The following is an 18,820-nucleotide window of genomic DNA, read 5'->3' on the forward strand; positions in this document are numbered from 1 at the left end:
AATTAAATCGACGGTCGCCCGCATGGCGGCAGGGGAAAGGATTGGGAATGGAAGTTCGTGTTGCCGGAGTGCGTAAGGAGTTCGCTCGCTTCCCGGCGTTGCATAATGTCTCGCTGGATATTCGTTCCGGCGAGCTGATCGCTTTGCTGGGGCCTTCCGGTTCGGGCAAGACCACGCTTTTGCGCCTCATTGCCGGGCTGGAAACGCCGACCGAGGGGACGATCTTCTTCGGCGACGAGGACGCATCGCAGAAGAGCGTTCAGGAGCGCAATGTCGGTTTCGTCTTCCAGCATTATGCGCTGTTCCGCCATATGACGGTTGCGGACAATATCGGTTTTGGTCTGAAGGTGCGCCCGAGCGCGACGCGCCCGTCGAGCGACGCCATTCGCAGCCGCGCGCTGGAACTGCTCGATCTCGTCCAGTTGCAGGGGCTGGAGAAGCGCTATCCGGCGCAGCTTTCCGGCGGCCAGCGCCAGCGCGTCGCTCTGGCCCGCGCCATGGCGATCGAACCGAAAGTCCTGCTTCTCGACGAACCGTTTGGCGCGCTCGATGCGCTGGTGCGCAAGGAGTTGCGCCGCTGGCTGCGCGAGATCCACGACAAGACGGGCCACACCACCGTTTTCGTGACCCACGATCAGGACGAGGCGCTGGAACTTGCCGACCGCGTGGTGGTGATGAGCCAGGGCCGTATCGAGCAGGTAGGCACGCCGGACGAAGTCTACGACAATCCGAATTCGCCGGGGGTCTATGGCTTCATCGGAGAATCGAGCACGCTTCCCGTCCGGGTCGAAAAGGGTGAGGTCTGGCTGGTGGACCGCAATATCGGCCTGACCGTCGATGGCGTGGCCGACGGGGATGCGCAGCTCTTCTTCCGTCCGCACGATGTCGAACTGCTGGACGGTTGCGGCGGCTGCATCGCAGGCACGGTGGTGGCGAGCCGCCGTTCCGGCGGCAAGCGGCGCGTCGAACTGGAAGTCGGCGGCGCGCGCGAGCGGGTCGAGATCGAAATCCCGGCCGAACACCCGGCGGCGGAAAAAAGCCGCATCGCTTTCCGCCCACGTTACTGGAAGCTTTTTCCGGCATCCGAACCAGCTTCCTGATCGTCACTTTACGGTGAATGGCCGGCCTGTCGAAACACGAGGCCCGGCGGATGCGCGGTGATTCCCGCGCATCCGCCGGGCTTCCTCCCTATTGGCGGATGCGAGGTGCTGGGCGCCGAAATTTCCCGGCACCTTACCAGGGGTGGTATTATTTTTGTTTTCAATATGTTAGGGTTGCAGGAAACGGGGTGTTTCATAACGCAACATTAATAGGCGGAAAGAATTGTGCGTTGCGATTTAAACGGTTTGAATATCAGCACATTGCGCCGTCGCATTTTAGCCAAATGCAGCCGACATTCAGGGAACCGATCACGGATACTGCCGTTTCCCTGAAATGAAAATTCAGACTAATGTCAGTGTCCACCCGCCGCATATAACTCATTTCCTTCGGAAAGGCTGTTAAGGCAGATGCCGGAATTGTCTTCTTCGCTCTCCAAATCAACCTCTACCGAGAATAAATCGCCGATGCAGCAGCCTTCGATGGAGCCCAAATCCAGCGACCGCGATGCGTCGGGCCAGATTCCCCCCGAACAGCCGTCGCCCATCCGGGCCTTGTATAAAACCGAGGAAGAACTTGGCGCGCTTGCCGCTGCCGTGGCGCGGGGCGAAGACATTCCGCTGCCGGGCTATATTGCCTTCCCGTTCGATCAGCGCCTGTCGGAAAACGGCAAGCTGATCCTGCATGCCTATCGCGCCTCCGATGCCGCCTCGCGCGCGGGTGAAACCATCACCCCTGCCGCGCAATGGCTGCTCGACAACCACTACCAGATCGACAAGAACGTGCAGCAGGCACGCCGCGACCTGCCGCGCCGCTTCATCCGCCAGCTGCCGCTCTACAAGGCGCCGGTTGAAAAATACGAGGGCATGCCGCGCATCTTCGCGCTGGCCTGGCTCTATGTCGCGCATACGGACAGCAATTTCTCGCTGAAGACGCTGACGGCCATCGTCAAGGGTTTCCAGACCGTCGAGCCGCTCAAGATCGGTGAACTGTGGGCGCTGCCGTCTGCGGTGCGCTATTTCCTGATCGAGAATGCGCGACGTCTGGCGCTGCGCGTCGACCGCGCGCGCATCATGCGCAATCTCGCCAATACGGCTGCCGACCGCATCGTGGTCGCTGCCGACGGAGCCGAGCTGGATTCGGTCCTGGCGCAATATGCCGATGCCGCCCGCGACAGCACCTTCGCCACGCATCTCCTTTATCGCCTGCGTTCCTCCTCCACCGACACCACGGCAGCCGCTCACTGGCTGGAACGGATCCTGGAACAGGAAGGCAGCAACCCGGAAGACGCCATCGTCGAGGAACATGCCCGCCAGTCCACCGGCGGCGTCACGATGGGCAACGTCATCCGCAGCCTGAAATCCATCGATGACGTGGACTGGGAAACCTGGTTTGAAACCGTCAACGAGGTCGATGCGATCCTGCGCGACCACAGCGATTTCGAGCTTCTGGACTTCCGCTCCCGCAATGCCTACCGCGTGACCATCGAAAAGCTCGCCCGCTATTCGGACATGAGCGAAATCGACATCACATGGGCGGCGCTCAAGCTGGCGGAAGACGGCCACCGCGCCGAAAAGGCCGGTCATCCGGAAGCCGAGGGCAAGGGCGCCATCGCCTATTACCTGTCGGGCGAAGGCCGCACCGAGCTTGAAAGGGTCTGCGGTTACAAGGCGCCGTTCGGTGTCAGGGCGCTGCGTTTCTATCGCGGCCTTGGCCTCTGGGGCCTGTTCATTCCGACGGCGATCTTCACGATCCTGATTCTCACTCTCGTCAATTACTGCATGATCCGCGCCGGTCTTTCGACCGATCTGCGCACGCTGTTCACGCTGCTCGCGCTCTTCCCGGCGATGGACGCGTCCTATTCGCTGTTCAATGCGCTGGTGCCGTGGTTCGTGCAGCCGACGCGCCTCATCGGTTTTGAATATAAGGAAGGCTTGCCCGAAGAAGCGCGCACGCTGGTCGCGGTGCCGACCTTCATCACCTCGCGCGATTCCATCGACGAGCAGATTCGCAATCTCGAAGTGCATTATCTCACCAATCCGCGTGGCGAAATCTACTTCGCGCTGGTCAGCGACTGGACCGATGCGAAGCATGAGATCACGCCCGCGGATATGGAAATCTACGAATATGCGCGTGAGGAAATCGCCAAGCTCAATGAGCACTATACGGGCGACGACCAGCCGCGCTTTTTCCTTCTGCACCGCCGCCGCCTCTTCAACGAGAAGCAGAACTGCTGGATGGGCTGGGAGCGCAAGCGCGGCAAGCTGCATGAACTGAACCTGTTGCTGCGCGGCGATCAGGATACGAGCTTCTTCCCGCCGGACGAACGCCTGCCGAAGGAAATCAAATATGTGATGACGCTGGACGCCGATACGCGTCTTACGCCGGAATCCGTCACGCATCTGGCTGGCAAGCTCAGCCATCCGCTGAACCGCCCGATCATCGACGAAAAGACCGGCAAGGTCATTCGTGGCTACGGCATTCTCCAGCCGCGCGTCACGCCGTCGCTGACGACCGGCGACGAAGCATCGTTCCTGCAGCGCGTCTTCTCGGTCAATCGCGGCATCGATCCTTATGTCTTTGCCGTGTCCGACACCTATCAGGACCTGCTTGGCGAAGGCACCTTCACCGGCAAGGGCCTTTACGACATCGACGCCTTCGAGGCCGCGCTGAAGGGCCGTGTCCCCGAAAACACGCTTCTCAGCCACGACCTTCTGGAAGGCGGCTATGCCCGTGCCGCGCTGGTCAGCGATGTGGAGGTGGTCGAGGACTATCCGACCGGCTACAATGTCGACGTCTCGCGCCACCATCGCTGGGCACGCGGCGACTGGCAGCTTCTGCCATGGCTGTTCTCGACCAATGCCGGCGTCAGCGCCGTCACGCGCTGGAAGATGGTCGACAACCTGCGCCGCTCGCTCAACCCGATCCTGTGGCTGATTGCAGCCGTCGTCGGCTGGAGCGTGCTGCCGATCGGGCCTGCCGCCGTCTGGCAGGGGTTTCTCATCCTTTCCATGTTCGTGGCGCCGACCTTCGGGATCGTCACCAATCTCATCCCGCGCAACATGGATTATTCGCTGAAAGGCCATGCGCAGTCGGTGCTGACCGACATTGCGCTCGGCACGGCAGATGTGGCGCTGCGGACCACCTTCATTGCCCATTCGGCGTTCCTGATGGCGGACGCTATTGCGCGCACCGTCTATCGTCTGTTCGTTTCGCACCGCAACCTTCTGGAATGGCGCACGGCGGCGCAGGCGAGAACCTCTCCCGATACGCTGCTTTTCTATTTCCAGCTCATGTGGCCCGCCATGGCCATTGCGGGTCTGGCGATCTTCTTTCCCCTTGCCGCTGAAAGCCATGCTGCACTGATCGCCGCACCGTTCGCCGTCATCTGGTTTGCCTCGCCGCTGATCGCCTGGCTCGTCAGCCGTTCGGCCAAGCCGCAGGACACGCTGGAAGTGCTTTCTTCCGACAAGTCGGACCTGCGCCGCTATGCGCGCCGGACCTGGCGCTACTTCGCCGAGTTCACCAATGAGGAAAACCACCATCTGCCGCCGGACAATTTCCAGGAAGACCCGGCGCCCATCGTCGCGCAGCGCACGTCGCCGACCAATATCGGCGTCTATCTGCTGTCGGTCATCGCCGCGCGCGATTTCGGCTGGATCGGCTTCGGCGAAACGCTGGATCGCGTCGCCGCAACCGTCAATACGCTCGAAAAGATGGAGAAGTACCAGGGCCATCTCTACAACTGGTACGAGACCAACACGCTGACGCCGATGCGGCCCCTCTATGTGTCGGCGGTGGACAGCGGCAATCTCGCCGGCCATCTGGTTACGCTGTCGTCCGCGCTGGAAGAATGGGCGGAAGCACCCTCTGTCTACATGCAGGGCGACCTCGACGGCATTCTCGATGTCAACGACATCCTTGAAGAGTCCATCGCCAAAATCCCCGACGACCGCCGGATACTGCGTCCGCTGCGCCGCCGCCTGGAAGAGCGGATCGCCAATTTCCGCCGTGCCGTCCTGTCCATCAAGGACGAGCCGGAGACGGCATCCTTCCGCACCATCAACCTGTCGCTTTTCGCGACCGACATCGTTCGCCTGATGGATGAACTCGATGGCGAAATCGAAACCTCCGCAAGCGCGGAAGCGGTGGAATGGGCGCGCATTCTGGTCGATACCTGCAAGGCGCATACCGACGATTCCATCGGCGAGCATGACACGGACGCGCTGCGCGAGCGCCTGCGCGATCTGGCGACCCGCTCGCGCCAGCTTGCCTTCGACATGCAGTTCGGCTTCCTTGAGCGGAAGGAACGCCGCCTGCTTTCCATCGGTTTCCGCGTGCAGGAAAACGAGCTGGACGAAAGCTGCTACGATCTTCTCGCATCGGAAGCGCGTCTGGCGAGCCTGTTTGCCATCGCCAAGGGCGACGTGCCGGTCGAACACTGGTTCAAGCTTGGCCGTCTTCTGGTCCCGGTGGGCTGGAAGGGCGCTCTGCTGTCCTGGTCGGGCTCGATGTTCGAATATCTGATGCCGCCGCTGGTCATGTCGGAGCCGCTCGGTTCGCTGCTCGACCAGACCAACAAGCTCGTGGTGCAGCGCCAGATCGACTATGCGACCTCGCGCGGCCTGCCCTGGGGTATTTCGGAAGCGGCGTTCAATGCGCGCGACGCGCATATGAACTACCAGTATTCCAACTTCGGCGTGCCGAATCTCGGCCTGCAGCGCGGCCTGTCGCGCAACGCGGTCATCGCGCCTTATGCGAGCCTGCTCGCCGCGCAATACCAGCCTGCCGCCGCCGTCGCCAACCTCAAGCGTCTTGCCAAGCTTGGCGCGCTTGGACGCTACGGCTTCCACGATTCGGTGGACTTCACCCCGTCGCGTGTCCGCGAAGGCGAACTCTGCGCCGTCGTGAAGAACTACTATGCCCACCATCATGGCATGTCGATCATCGCGGTCAACAACGTGATCTTCGAAGGCCGGATGCGCGAGCGTTTCCACTCCGACCCCGTGATCGAGGCTGCCGAACTGCTGCTGCAGGAAAAGGCGCCGCGCGAAATCCCGATGATCTACGCCAAGACGGAAAACCCGATGCGCGTGGATTCCGGCGGTTTCGACGATGCGCCGATGCGGATCGTCGACAAGCCGTTCAAGGCTCCGCGCACCACGCATATGATGTCGAACGGACAATATGCGCTGATGGTGACGGCCAACGGCTCGGGCTACAGCCGCTGGCACAATTGGGACATCACCCGCTTCCACGCCGATGCGTCGGAAGACCTGCAAGGCACTTTCCTGTTCCTGCGCGACATGGAAAGCGGCTATTGGTGGTCGGCAACCGGCGAACCGGTCCGCAACCCGGATGAGGAAACCAAGACGGTCTTCACTGAGGACAAGGCGGAATTCTACAAGACCGCCGGTGATATCAAGACGGTCATGGAAGTCATCGTGTCGTCGGAATCCGATGGTGAGGGCCGCAGGCTCGACATCATCAACACCTCCGCCCGCGACCGCATGATCGAGGTCACCTCCTATGCGGAACTGGTGCTGACCGACAGCGACAGCGACGCCGCCCATCCTGCCTTTGCCAAGATGTTTGTGGAAACCGAAATCTCCGATAACGGTTCGACCATCTATGCCAAGCGCCGCAAGCGCGCGCCGTCCGATCCCGATATTCATGTCGCGCATTTTGTGACCGATCTTTCCGGCTCGATCCGCGAAACGGAAGTCGAAACCGACCGCCGCGCCTTTGTCGGACGTGGCCGTTCCTTGCGCGATGCGGCAGCCTTCGATGCCGGCGCCAAGTTCACCGGCAGCCAGGGTTGCGTGCTCGATCCGATTGCTTCGGTGCGCACGCGCGTCCGCGTTCCGGCGCACAAGAAGGTGAGCCTCGTGTTCTGGACCTTCGCAGGCGGCAGCCGCGATGCGGTGGAACACGCGGTGGCGACCCATCGTCACCCCGAAACCTTCGCCCGCGAATATTCGCTTTCCTGGACCTCGTCGCAGGTGCAGCTCTATCATATCGGCATCAAGCCCGCGGAAGCTGCGGATTACCAGAAGGTCGCCGCCTATCTGCTCTATCCCGAGCGGACGCTGCGCCAGCCGCCTGAAACCATCGCCAGCGGCCTCGGCAAGCAGTCGGACCTGTGGCCGATGTCGATTTCCGGCGACTATCCGATCTTCGCGCTGCGCATCGACAATGAAGCCGATCTCGACGTGTTGCGCGGTGTGCTGCGTGCGCAGGAATACTGGCGCTCGAAGGGCCTCACGGTCGATGTCGTGGCGGTCAATGAGCGCGCCTTCTCCTATGCGCAGGATACGCAGCGCGCCATCGACTGGATCGTCGAAGGATTCCGGGCGCGTGGTGGCGGCCAGCCGCACATCTTCGCGGTGCGCCGCGACCAGATGAGCGACGAAAGCTACAACACGCTGCTCGCTTCGGCGCGTATCGTCATGCACGCACAGAACGGCTCGCTGGCCGAACAGTTGCGCCGCAGCGAGGAAATCACCGTCGATCTCGCCGCGCGCGATGCCAAGACCGCGATTGGCGGACAGGCTTCGAGCCAGGGGCTCGGTGCCGCCGGTCTCGCGCCCATCGCCATCGAACGCGGGACGGAAGAACGCCGCCCGGCTGTCAAGCCAGCGGTGAACCGTCCTGCTCCGGCAGGCGACGACCTCCGCTTCTGGAACGGCTATGGCGGCTTTGCCGAGGATGGCTCTTATGTGGTGCGCATCAACAATCGCACAACCACGCCGCATCCGTGGATCAATGTGATCGCCAATCCGAATTTCGGTTTCCACGTCTCGGCGGAAGGTTCGGCCTTCACCTGGGCAGGCAACAGCCGCGATTACCAGCTCACCCCATGGGCGAACGATCCTGTCACCAACCGTCCGGGCGAGGCGATCTATATCCTCGACCGTGAAACGGGCCGCACCTTTGCGCCGACCGCAAGCGTGCTGCGCGACGAGGCGGTGACTTATGAAGCGCGTCATGGCCACGGTTATTCGAGCTTCGGGGCGCAGCATGGCGAACTGGCGCTTGACCTCACCCATATCGTGGATGCGGACAAGCCGGTGCGTCTCTCGCGCCTCACGATCACCAACAAGGGCCGCTCGAAGCGCAAGCTGCGCGTCTATGGTTATGTCGAATGGGTGCTGGGCAATGCCCGCGCCAAGAATGTGCCTTTCATCGTGCCGTCGCAGGACGAGGAACTGGGCGCGCTCTTTGCGGGCAATCCGTATCATCCTGACAAGTCGGGGCAGGTCGCCTTCTTTGCCGCGACCGAAAAGCCGCAATCCGTCACTGCCGACCGCAGCGAATTCATCGGCACCACCGGTTCGGTGGACAAGCCGGAGATCGTGCTGGCAGGCAAGGCGCTATCGGGCACCGTTGAAGCGGGCCGCGATCCATGTGCCGCGCTCGCCCTCGACATTGAAGTCGGGCCGGGTGAAGCCCGTGAAATCGTCTTCCTGCTCGGCAATGCCGCCGACCAGAAACAGGCAAAGGCGCTGATTACCGAGACGCGCAAGGTTTCGTTCAGCGATATGCTTGCTGCCGCGAGGCAGCAGTGGGAAGGCCTCTTCGACCGCGTTCAGGTCAAGACGCCGGACCCGGCTTTCGATCTTCTGGTCAATGGCTGGCTGCCCTATCAGGCAATCGCCTGCCGTATCTGGGCGCGCGCCGCCTTCTATCAGGCAAGCGGTGCGTTCGGCTTCCGCGATCAGTTGCAGGACACGCTGTCGCTGCTGCTCATCGATCCGACGCTTGCCCGTGCGCAGATCCTCAACGCCGCATCGCGCCAGTTCCCGGAAGGCGATGTCCAGCATTGGTGGCTGCCGGCAACGGGTGCGGGTGTCCGCACGCTCATCTCGGACGATGTCGTCTGGCTCGGCTATGGCACCTCGCTCTACGTCGAGACGACGGGCGACCGCGCCATCCTCGACGAAAAGCTGCCGTTCCTCGAAGGGCGCAAGCTGGAGGAGGGCGAACATGATGCCTTCTATCAGCCGGAAATCTCCGGGCAGACGGCCAGCCTCTACGAGCATTGCGCCCTGGCGCTCGACCTCGCCGTCGCGCGCACCGGGAAGCACGGCCTGCCGCTGATGCTCGGCGGCGACTGGAACGACGGCATGAATCTCGTCGGCGTGAAGGGCGAGGGCGAGAGCGTTTGGCTCGGCTGGTTCCTCGCCTATACGCTCGGCAAGTTCATTCCGATTGCCGAAGCACGCAAGGACGTGAAGCGCGTCGACATATGGAAGGCACATCTGGAAAGCCTGACGGCTGCGCTCGACCGCGACGGTTGGGACGGCGAATGGTATCGCCGCGGCTTCTTCGATAACGGCGCGCCGCTTGGCTCCAAGGACAGCGATGAATGCCAGATCGATGCCATCGCGCAATCGTGGAGTGTGCTGTCCGGCGTGGCCGATCCGAAACGCGCCGAACAGGCGATGGCTTCGCTCGAAAAATACCTGCTGGATGACGAAGGCGAATTGCTGCGTCTGTTCACGCCGCCTTTCGACAAGACCGTGCAGGAGCCGGGCTATATCAAGGGCTATCCGCCGGGTGTCCGCGAGAATGGCGGCCAGTACACCCATGGCGCGACCTGGGCGATCATGGCGCTTGCCCGCATGGGCAGAACGGCGGAAGCCTGGAAGCTCTTCTCGCTCATCAGCCCGGTCAACCATGGCCGCAATCCGGATATCTACCGCGTCGAGCCCTATGTGATCGCAGCCGACATCTATTCCGTCGAGCCGCGTCGCGGGCAGGGCGGCTGGACATGGTATACCGGCTCTGCCGGCTGGTTCTATCGCGTGGCAACCGAGGGTATCCTCGGCGTCACCAAACGCGGCGACCGCCTGCATCTCGATCCGGCCCTGCCGCCGGAATGGGATGGCTATGAAGCGGAACTCCGCTTCGGCGAAGCGCTCTGCCGCGTGAAGGTCGTAGCCGGTGGCAAGGACAAGGCGGTCAAGCTCAATGGTCGCAAGATCGGCAAGCCGGAAGAAGGCGTGCCGATCAAGCCGGACGGCGAACATGAAATCGTCGTAGAGCTTCCCAAACAGAAGTGAACCGATTAAAAAGGCGGGTGAAAACCCGCCTTTCTTTTTGCTGCAATTCCTCTGGGGCGGTTGCAGCACAAGTTCATGCAATGGAGGCCGTCATGGCCAAGACTGATATTGCGCGCCGCGTCTACAATCACGCATGGAAGCTCGATCCCATCGTCCGCAGCCTTCTGGACACGGACTTCTACAAGCTTCTGATGCTGCAGATGATCTGGGGCCTCTACCCCAAGGTGGATGCAACCTTCTCGCTCATCAACCGCACCACTTCCGTGCGCCTTGCCGATGAGATCGACGAGGGCGAATTGCGCGCACAGCTCGACCATGCCCGCACGCTGCGTTTCTCCAAGAAGGAAATGATCTGGCTGGCGGGTAACAGCTTCTATGGCCGCAAGCAGATTTTCCAGCCCGAATTCCTGAACTGGCTTCATGATTTCCAGTTGCCGGAATATGAGCTGCGTCGCAAGGACGGGCAGTACGAGCTGCATTTCCATGGCGCCTGGTCGCACACGACCATGTGGGAAATTCCCGCACTTGCCATCATCAACGAGCTGCGCTCGCGCGCGGCGATGAAAAACCTCGGTCCCTTCTCGCTCGACGTGCTTTATGCGCGCGCCAAGGCCAAGATGTGGAGCAAGGTCGAACGCCTGCGCCAGCTTCCGGGCCTGAAGATTTCCGACTTCGGCACGCGTCGCCGCCATTCCTTCCTGTGGCAGCGCTGGTGCGTCGAGGCGCTGAAGGAAGGCATCGGAGATGCCTTTACCGGCACCAGCAATGTGCTTCTGGCCATGGATACCGACCTCGAAGCACTGGGCACCAATGCACATGAATTGCCGATGGTGCTGGCGGCCCTTGCAAGGAATGACGATGAACTGCGTTCCGCGCCCTATCGCGTCCTGCAGGACTGGAACCGCTACTATGGCGGCAATCTACTGATCGTGCTGCCCGATGCTTTCGGCACGGCTGCCTTCCTGCGCAATGCGCCGGACTGGGTTGCCGACTGGACCGGCTTCCGCCCCGACAGCGCCCCGCCCATCGAAGGCGGCGAGCGCATCATCGAATGGTGGAAGTCACGCGGCAAGGACCCGCGCGAAAAGCTGCTGATCTTTTCCGACGCGCTTGATGTGGATACGATCGAGGAAACCTATCGTCACTTCGAGGGGCGCGTGCGCATGAGCTTCGGCTGGGGCACCAACCTCACCAATGATTTCGCGGGCTGCGCCCCGAAGGAAATCGAGGGGCTGAACGCCATCTCGCTCGTCTGCAAGGTGACGGATGCCAACGGCCATCCGGCGGTCAAGCTTTCCGATAATCCGCAAAAGGCGACGGGCGATCCCAAGGAAGTGGCGCGCTATCTCAAGTTCTTCGGAAATGAGGAACGGGTGGAGCAGCTCGTCCGCGTGTGACGAGCTGCAACGCGCTTAATCCTTTGTTTTGACGCGCATCTTATCCGAAAACCGTTTCACGCTTTTCGGGATGCGCTGCTATTCCATCAGCCGTGCGGTGCCGGAAACGCGGATGGAACCGCCGCGCTCATTGCCGATCTGGGCGCGCAGGTGCGACGGGCTGCCCATATCCTCGCCCTGAAAGACTTCGATCTCACCGCCATGCGGCCAGCCGCTGTCGCGCAGATAAGCGGCAAAGGCAGCGGTCGCGGCACCGGTGGCCGGGTCTTCATAAACGCCGCCCGATGCAAACGGGTTGCGGCTGTGGAAGCGTCTTGGCGTCTCGGAATAGATGAGCAGGATCGTCGTCCAGCCCTGCCGGTTCATCAGGGTGCGCCCGCGCGCCATGTCGTAATGCATCGAGGCGAGCCTCTCGCGGGAACGAAGCGGCAGCACGATATGGTCCGCACCGGCGTGGATCAGCGCGGGAGCAAGACCGGGCGCCAGATCGTCCCTTTCAAAGCTGAACAGCGCCAGCGCCTGCTCCACTTCCGCATCGTTGGCAGCGCGCTGGCGGGTTGGCGGCGATTGCAGGCTGGCGGCGAACAACTCGCCTTCCTTGCGGCCATCGACGCTGATATCGCCATTGTTGAGCTTGAGCGCGAAACGCCCGTCGCCCTCGCGCATGGCCAGCGCAGCGCCGAGCGCAATGGTGGCATGGCCGCAGAACGGAACTTCCATTTCCGGCGCAAAATAACGAACGCGCCAGCTGTCGCCTTCCGGCGCGGCAAAGGCGGTTTCGGAAAAGCCGACATCCTTGGCGATCTTCTGCATGTCTTGCGGGGAGGGCAGGTGATCGGCAATCAGCACTCCAGCGGGATTGCCGCCCTGGTTGCCTTGCGAAAAGGCTGCAATGCGCAACACGTCCATGGTTTCTCCTCGCCAGTCTGATTCGTGTCCCGCCCCTCCCCATAAAGAGCGTGAAATGTGGCTGGTCAAGCTGTCTGTCGGCTAGCGGAAACTATCAACAGCATGGGCCGCTCCATTTCCTCCGACAGCCCCGGCCATGCCTCGATCTGCTCCGCGGAGGGGCGCCATTCCTCCAGGCGATTGATGGCAAATCCTGTATCGATCAGGGCGTTGACCGTGGTGCTGAGACGACGGTGATATTTGATGACGCCTTCCGCCAGCCAGTCGGTCCGCCGCTCTCCCTCCACGGCATAATGATCGACAGGCCAGTGCTTCCCGCCATTCTGGTCTTCGATCCAGCCCGGCGCCAGCGGTGCCATGAAGATCGGATGCTCGATCGTGGATACGAAACGGCCTTCCGTCCGCAAAGCCGCATGGATCGTTTTCAAAAGACGCGGAAAATCGCGAATATAATGAAACGCCAGCGAACTATAGACGAGATCGAAGCTCGCTTCGGGAAGGTCCAGCTCTTCCATGTCCGCCTGAACATAACGGACAGCGTCATCCGGCGTGTCGCGGCGCGCGCGTTCGAGCATGTTTTCCGAAAGGTCGTAACCGATGACAGAGGCCGCGCCCTGTTCGCGGGCGAAGCGGGCGAACCAGCCGAAACCGCAACCGAGATCGGCGACATCGCGGCCTGTCAGGTCTGGCAGAAGGGAACGGACAAAGGGCCATTCCGGTGCGCCGTCCAGCCCGTGTACCGAGCGTGGCAACTGGCTGTAGGCTGTGAAGAAATCGTCGCGGTCATAAATGTTCTGGGCCATGGTCTATCGTTCGGTCAGTGCGAGTTTGGCCCCGAGCGCGACGAAGGCGGCTGCAAAGCTGCGGCGCATCCATGCAAGCACGGCGGGGCGTGAGATGATCTGGTTACGGACGGCAGCGGCAAAGACACCGTAGATCGCAAACACCACGAATGTCATGGCCATGAAGACGAGCGACAGTTCCACCATGCGCGCCACCGTTGCGCCCTGTTGCGTATTCACGAATTGCGGCAGGAAGGCAAAGAAGAATATCGACAGTTTGGGGTTGAGAAGGTTGACGAGGATCGCAGACCGGATGACTTCCCGGTCTGAACGCGGCGCGTCATCGGTCTCGATTTTCAACGTGCCGTGCTCCTTGAGCGTCATCCAGGCCATATAGAGCAGATAGGCGACGCCCGCATATTTGATGAGCTCGAAAGCCAGTGCGCTGGCATGGAGCAGGGCAGCAAGGCCGGTCACGGCAGCCAGCATGTGCGGCACGATGCCAAGCGTGCAGCCAAGCGCGGCAATGACCGATGCGCGTGCGCCACGGGACAGTCCTGCCGCAAGCGTTACCAGCACGCCGGTGCCCGGCGACGCAACTATGATGAAGGATGTCAGCAGAAATTCGATGCTCATGATGCGTCAGCTTTCCTTTGCGCATTGTCCGCGCAAAACCGCTTCGCACTTTTGCTGGAAATGCCCGTACCGGTAATGGCGAACTGGCAATGCTCGTGCGGGCATCATGTCACGGCTTTGCCGTGCGTCAATCCTTCATCTCATGCGCCCATGGCGGGTTTGCCCCTGCGCGGGCGACGGTTACGGCAGCAGCCCGCACCCCTAGCGCGACAGCGGAATGAATCTGGTCTTCGGTAAGGTCCGCGAGCGCATCCTTGTCGAGAAGGCCCTGATTGTGAAGGCTGGCGAGAATGCCCGCATTGACCGTATCGCCTGCGCCAACCGTGTCGACCACGTCCACTTTTACGCCGGGCACGCGCACGGTTGCCCGCGCGGTATAGGCATCGGCCCCATGCGCACCCTTGGTGATGACCACCAGTCTAGGCCCAAGCTTCAGCCATTCGGCGGCGATTTCGTCGTGGCTGCCCTTTTCGCCGAACCAGTCGAGGTCTTCGTCGGAAAGCTTGACGATATCGGCGAGCGCGATCATGCGCTTCATGCGGGCCAGATGCTTTTCGCGGTCAGTGATGAAGCTGGTGCGGATATTCGGATCAAGGAACATGACCCGCTTAGGCGCCTCGCGCGTCATCAGCGCCTCATAGACACTGCCGCACGGCTCGGAAAACAGGCTGATGCAGCCAAACAGCATGGCGTCGACGGCGTCGTCCACATAGGGCATGTCGCTCTCGGCCAGCATGCGGCCGGCCGTGTTCTCGTCGTAGAAGGCGTAGCGGGCCTGCCCATCCACCAGGCGCACGAAAGCCAGTGTCGTCGGACGATCCGAGATGGCGGCGAAGGAATAATCGACATTGGACCGCGCCAGCGTGTCGCGCAGTATCTCGCCGAAAAAATCCGACGAGATACCGGAGAAAAATCCGGTCGGAACATCGAGACGCCCAAGCGCAATGGCCGTATTGAAAACCGAACCGCCTGCAAAGGGCTGAAACGCGGTCTCGCCCGCTGCGGTTTCGCGGGGCAGCATGTCGATCAGGGATTCACCGCAGCAAAGGATCATCGGTCGTTTCTCTGGTTCTAAATCGATTGAATGGAGATAAACAAAAAGCGCGGAGAATTTCAATCTCCGCGCTTTTCATGGTGTCAGACGTGCTGGCCGCCATTGATATGGATTTCCGAGCCGGTCACATAGGATGAGGCTTCGGAGCAAAGGAAGTATATGGTTTCCGCCACTTCCGATGTCTTGCCGAGGCGGCGCATGGGAAGCTGTTCCACCAGCTTGTCCGTTCCCGGCGAAAGGATCGCCGTATCGATCTCGCCCGGTGCGATGGCATTGACGCGAATGCCATAGGGGCCGAAATCGGATGCCATCTCGCGGGTAAGCGCGGCGAGTGCGGCCTTGGATGTCGCATAGGCTGTGCCAGCGAAGGGGTGCACGCGGCTGCCAGCTATAGAGGTCACATTGACGACCGAGCCTTGCGCTGCTTCCAGTTCCTTGAACAGGCCGCGCGCCAGCATGATCGGCGCCATGAAGTTCACCTGAAACACGTCGCGCCAGACTGCCATTGGCGTTTCGATGGAATTCATGCGGCGTCCGCCTTCCGCCTTGGGCGAAATGCCGGCATTGTTGACCAGCGCATGAAGCTTGCTGCCATCGGCTTCGAGACGGCGGCGGATTTCGGCAATTGCCTTGCCGACATCCTCCTGATCGGCGAGGTCCACCTTGATGTGATCTTCCGGGCCGGCCGGCCACGGGCAATTGTCGGAAAAATCCTGTCGCGAGCAGGTGATGACGCGCCATCCGGCGCGCGAAAAGCGCTTCACTGTCGCGTGCCCGATACCACGGCTGGCGCCGGTCAGGACCAGCGTCTTGCGTTCGGCATCTGCCTTGGAAGTATCGGAACCGGCAACGTCTGTTTTGGTGACTGGGGACATGGAAACCTCGCTCTCCGATCTTGAATAGACCAAGCCGCTCAAGATTTCGAGGGGAATCGGAGCACATTCTGAGCTACTGCGCGGTTAACCAGTTCCCGGTGAGAGAAATTCATCGGGAACCGGGGCTCACGGCTTGCTCAGCGCGGAACGTATTGCTCCAGCTCCGGCAACAGGACGACGCTTTCCTGCTCGTTTGGATCGGTTCGCGCTATTATGGCTGTCGCGGGCTTGTCGCTGAGATTGGCGGGAAGATGCGGGACGCCTGCCGGAATGTAGAACATCTCCCCTTCGCGAACGATGACATGCTCCTCGAGCTTTTCGCCGAACCAGCAATGCGTTTCGCCGGAAAGTGCATAGATCGCCGTCTCGTGGGAAGCATGAAGATGGGCCTTGGCGCGGGCACCCGGCGGGATGGTCAGAAGATGCATGCAAATGCCTTCCGAACCGACAGTTTCGGCTGCAATTCCTTCAAAATATTCAAGGCCCTGTTTCCCGGAATAAGTGTTTCCGGGACGGACGATCCGGCAGACCGGTTTCGATGAACTATTCATTCTCTGCCTTCCTTCTAAAATGACTTTTGTTGCTAAGGTTTATTGCGAGTTCCCCATTATGATATCGAGCAGTGTCGTGGATTTTCCCGATTGTTGCGGTTGTCCGCCGCCGACATCGCCCGGGGGCAACGGACGGAAATCGTCATTGGCATTGGCCGGGTAAGCCACAGCACCGGGCTGCTGGACGGTGCCGCGCATCGTGGAATCCGGGGCAGGCGGCCAATAGCCGTCATCGCCATTACCCGCCATCGGCTGGCCGCTATAGGGATCCTGCGGCATCATGCCTGGATCGTAAGGCGCATTCGGGTCGATGCCGTCGCTGCCGCCGGGGACGATGTTCTGGATGTCGTAATGGCCGGGAAGCTCGGCGATCGGCACGCCCTTGTGCGCTTCCTTCATGAAGCTTTTCCAGGCCGCGACCGGCAAGGTCGCGCCGAACACGCGCTTCATGCCCTTGCCATCGTCATTGCCGAACCACACGCCGGTCGTGAGGTTGGCGGTATAGCCGACGAACCATGCATCGCGGAAATTCTGGCTGGTGCCGGTCTTGCCGGCGGCGGGCCAGCCGAAGGCGGCGCGCTTTGCCGTCCCGTCTTCGACGGTGCGCCGCAACATCGCGTTCATCATGCCGACATTACGCTCGTCAATGACGCGTGGGCCGACGCCATCTTCCTTCTGGTAGAGAACCTTGTCCTCGGAATCAGTCACTTTGGTTATGAAATAGACCGGCGCGCGATAGCCGCCATTGGCAAATGGCACATAAGCATCGGTCAGTTCCAGCAATGTCACTTCCGATGTGCCAAGCGCCAGCGAGGCGTTGGCCTCGAGTTTCGACTGAACGCCGAGCCGGTGCGCCGTGTCGATCACGGTCTGCGGACCGACTTCCATGACGAGCTGTGCGGCGACGGAGTTCAGCGAGTGGGAAAGTGCTGTGGCCAGCGTCACCTGCCCCATATATTTGCCGTTGTCATTGCTGGGGGTCCATTTGCCGATGCGGACCGGTGCGTCGTTGCGCACGGAGTCCGGTGTGCGGCCCTGTTCAAGCGCCGTCAGATAGACGAAGGGCTTGAAGGAGGAGGCGGGCTGGCGGCGGGCATCCGTTACACGGTCGAACTGGCTGGTGGCATAATCGACCCCGCCGACCATGGCGCGAACCGCGCCGGTGCTGTCGATGGAAACAAGCGCGCCCTGGCTCGCATTCATCTTTTTGCCGTTCTGGGAAATCTGGTCCTTGATAGCCTCTTCGCCTGCGCGCTGCAGGTTGAGATCGATCGTGGTGTGAACGGTAATGTCGTCCTTCGCCTCACCGATCAGTTCGGGCAGCGCGGCCACCACCTTGTCGGCGACATAGTTTTCCGAACCCTGCCAGTAGGAAGGCGCCCGTGTCGGCGGTTCGCTTTCGGCGATGGCCATCTGGCTGTCGTCGATCATGCCTTCCTCACGCATCGCGCCCAGCACCAGCTTGGCGCGCGCGGCGGCGGCTTCCGGATCGCGGGCAGGCGACAGGCGCGACGGAGCCTTCAGGAGACCGGCCAAGGTCGCCGCTTCCATCAGGTTCACCTCCTTGGCGGACTTGTTGAAATAACGCCGCGAGGCTGCATCGACGCCGAACGCGCCAGAACCGAGATAAACTCGGTTCAGATACATCTCCAGAATCTGGTCCTTGGTGTATTTGTGCTCCAGCCACAGGGCGAGCATGACTTCCTGCACCTTGCGTTCCAGCGTGCGGTCGGGCGAGAGAAACAGGTTCTTGGCAAGCTGCTGCGTGAGCGTCGAGCCGCCCTGAACGGCGCGACCAGAAACGACATTGGTTACAACCGCGCGGGCAAGGCCGATGGGGTCGATGCCGAAATGCGAATAGAAGCGGCGGTCCTCGATGGCGATGACCGCCTTCGGGATGAAAGGAGACATCTCCTGCAGGCTGACCGCCTCGCCGCCGGTCGTGCCGCGATTGGCGATCAGGTTGCCGTTGACGTCGACGATGCGCACATTGGGTGGACGGTCGGGAATGGCCCAGTCGGTCGTCGGCGGCATCTTGGCCGCGAAATAGACCAGCATGCCCGCAAAGGCGATGCCGCCCCACAGGCCGAGCACCAGGCACCAGTAGATCGAGCGGCGCACAAAGCCGAAGAAGCCGCGCGGCTTCTTCTTGCCGAGGCGCGACGCGCGCGGTTCCGGTCCATCCGATTGCCTGCGTCGGCGCTGCTGCGAGCGAGCCATGCGGTCCTCCTCGTCGACGCGAAAAACCTCATCGTCTTTTTTCTCTTCGCCACCGAAGGAAGGTTCGATGCGCCGGTTTTTGTCGTCACGCGATGCCATGTCAGTCTGGAGCCGCCCACCCGATTGCCGGTCCATGCCGTGATGCGGACCGGTCATTTTGAACAATGTCTGCGTGCTTTACGGGGTTTTGCGCCGCAAAAGCAAATAGGGCCTAATGCGGTGCAGGGTAAATG

10 protein-coding genes are annotated in these 18,820 nt (G+C 61.5%); 3 read left to right on the forward strand and 7 right to left on the reverse strand.

The window, feature by feature from the left end:
- Positions 1-47: 47 nt before the first annotated feature.
- From OINT_RS00615 to pncB, 3 genes are all read left to right on the forward strand, one after another.
- Positions 48-1,100 (forward strand): sulfate/molybdate ABC transporter ATP-binding protein, encoded by a 1,053-nt coding sequence (locus OINT_RS00615; RefSeq protein ID WP_006472931.1) that lies wholly within the window; start codon positions 48-50, stop codon positions 1,098-1,100.
- A 408-nt stretch (positions 1,101-1,508) separates the two neighbouring features.
- Positions 1,509-10,163: a GH36-type glycosyl hydrolase domain-containing protein gene (locus tag OINT_RS00620; RefSeq protein ID WP_006465840.1), complete on the forward strand. Its 8,655-nt coding sequence runs from the start codon at positions 1,509-1,511 to the stop codon at positions 10,161-10,163.
- 92 nt (positions 10,164-10,255) lie between these two features.
- Positions 10,256-11,560, forward strand: a complete 1,305-nt coding sequence (gene pncB / locus OINT_RS00625; RefSeq protein ID WP_006470929.1) for a nicotinate phosphoribosyltransferase — start codon at positions 10,256-10,258, stop codon at positions 11,558-11,560.
- A 78-nt stretch (positions 11,561-11,638) separates the two neighbouring features.
- On the opposite strand, the gene OINT_RS00630 is transcribed toward pncB, so the two are convergent.
- The 7 genes from OINT_RS00630 to OINT_RS00660 form a co-directional block, all read right to left on the reverse strand.
- The gene (locus OINT_RS00630; protein ID WP_006470928.1) at positions 11,639-12,469 is read right to left on the reverse strand and encodes a PhzF family phenazine biosynthesis protein; all 831 of its coding nucleotides are present in this window, start codon (positions 12,467-12,469) and stop codon (positions 11,639-11,641) included.
- A gap of 65 nt (positions 12,470-12,534) precedes the next feature.
- Positions 12,535-13,272 (reverse strand): class I SAM-dependent methyltransferase, encoded by a 738-nt coding sequence (locus OINT_RS00635; protein ID WP_006465843.1) that lies wholly within the window; start codon positions 13,270-13,272, stop codon positions 12,535-12,537.
- Between the two features lie 3 nt (positions 13,273-13,275).
- Positions 13,276-13,887: a LysE family translocator gene (locus tag OINT_RS00640; protein WP_006465844.1), complete on the reverse strand. Its 612-nt coding sequence runs from the start codon at positions 13,885-13,887 to the stop codon at positions 13,276-13,278.
- 127 nt (positions 13,888-14,014) lie between these two features.
- Positions 14,015-14,941, reverse strand: coding sequence for a carbohydrate kinase family protein (locus tag OINT_RS00645; protein ID WP_006470926.1), 927 nt, complete (start codon positions 14,939-14,941; stop codon positions 14,015-14,017).
- 83 nt (positions 14,942-15,024) lie between these two features.
- Complete coding sequence (locus tag OINT_RS00650) at positions 15,025-15,816, reverse strand: SDR family NAD(P)-dependent oxidoreductase (RefSeq protein WP_006470925.1); 792 nt, start codon at positions 15,814-15,816, stop codon at positions 15,025-15,027.
- Between the two features lie 137 nt (positions 15,817-15,953).
- Complete coding sequence (locus tag OINT_RS00655) at positions 15,954-16,367, reverse strand: cupin domain-containing protein (RefSeq protein WP_006465847.1); 414 nt, start codon at positions 16,365-16,367, stop codon at positions 15,954-15,956.
- 39 nt (positions 16,368-16,406) lie between these two features.
- Positions 16,407-18,686 (reverse strand): transglycosylase domain-containing protein, encoded by a 2,280-nt coding sequence (locus tag OINT_RS00660; RefSeq protein WP_006470923.1) that lies wholly within the window; start codon positions 18,684-18,686, stop codon positions 16,407-16,409.
- Between the last annotated feature and the right edge of the window lie 134 nt (positions 18,687-18,820).

Source organism: Brucella intermedia LMG 3301 (assembly GCF_000182645.1).
GTDB classification, from domain to species: domain Bacteria; phylum Pseudomonadota; class Alphaproteobacteria; order Rhizobiales; family Rhizobiaceae; genus Brucella; species Brucella intermedia.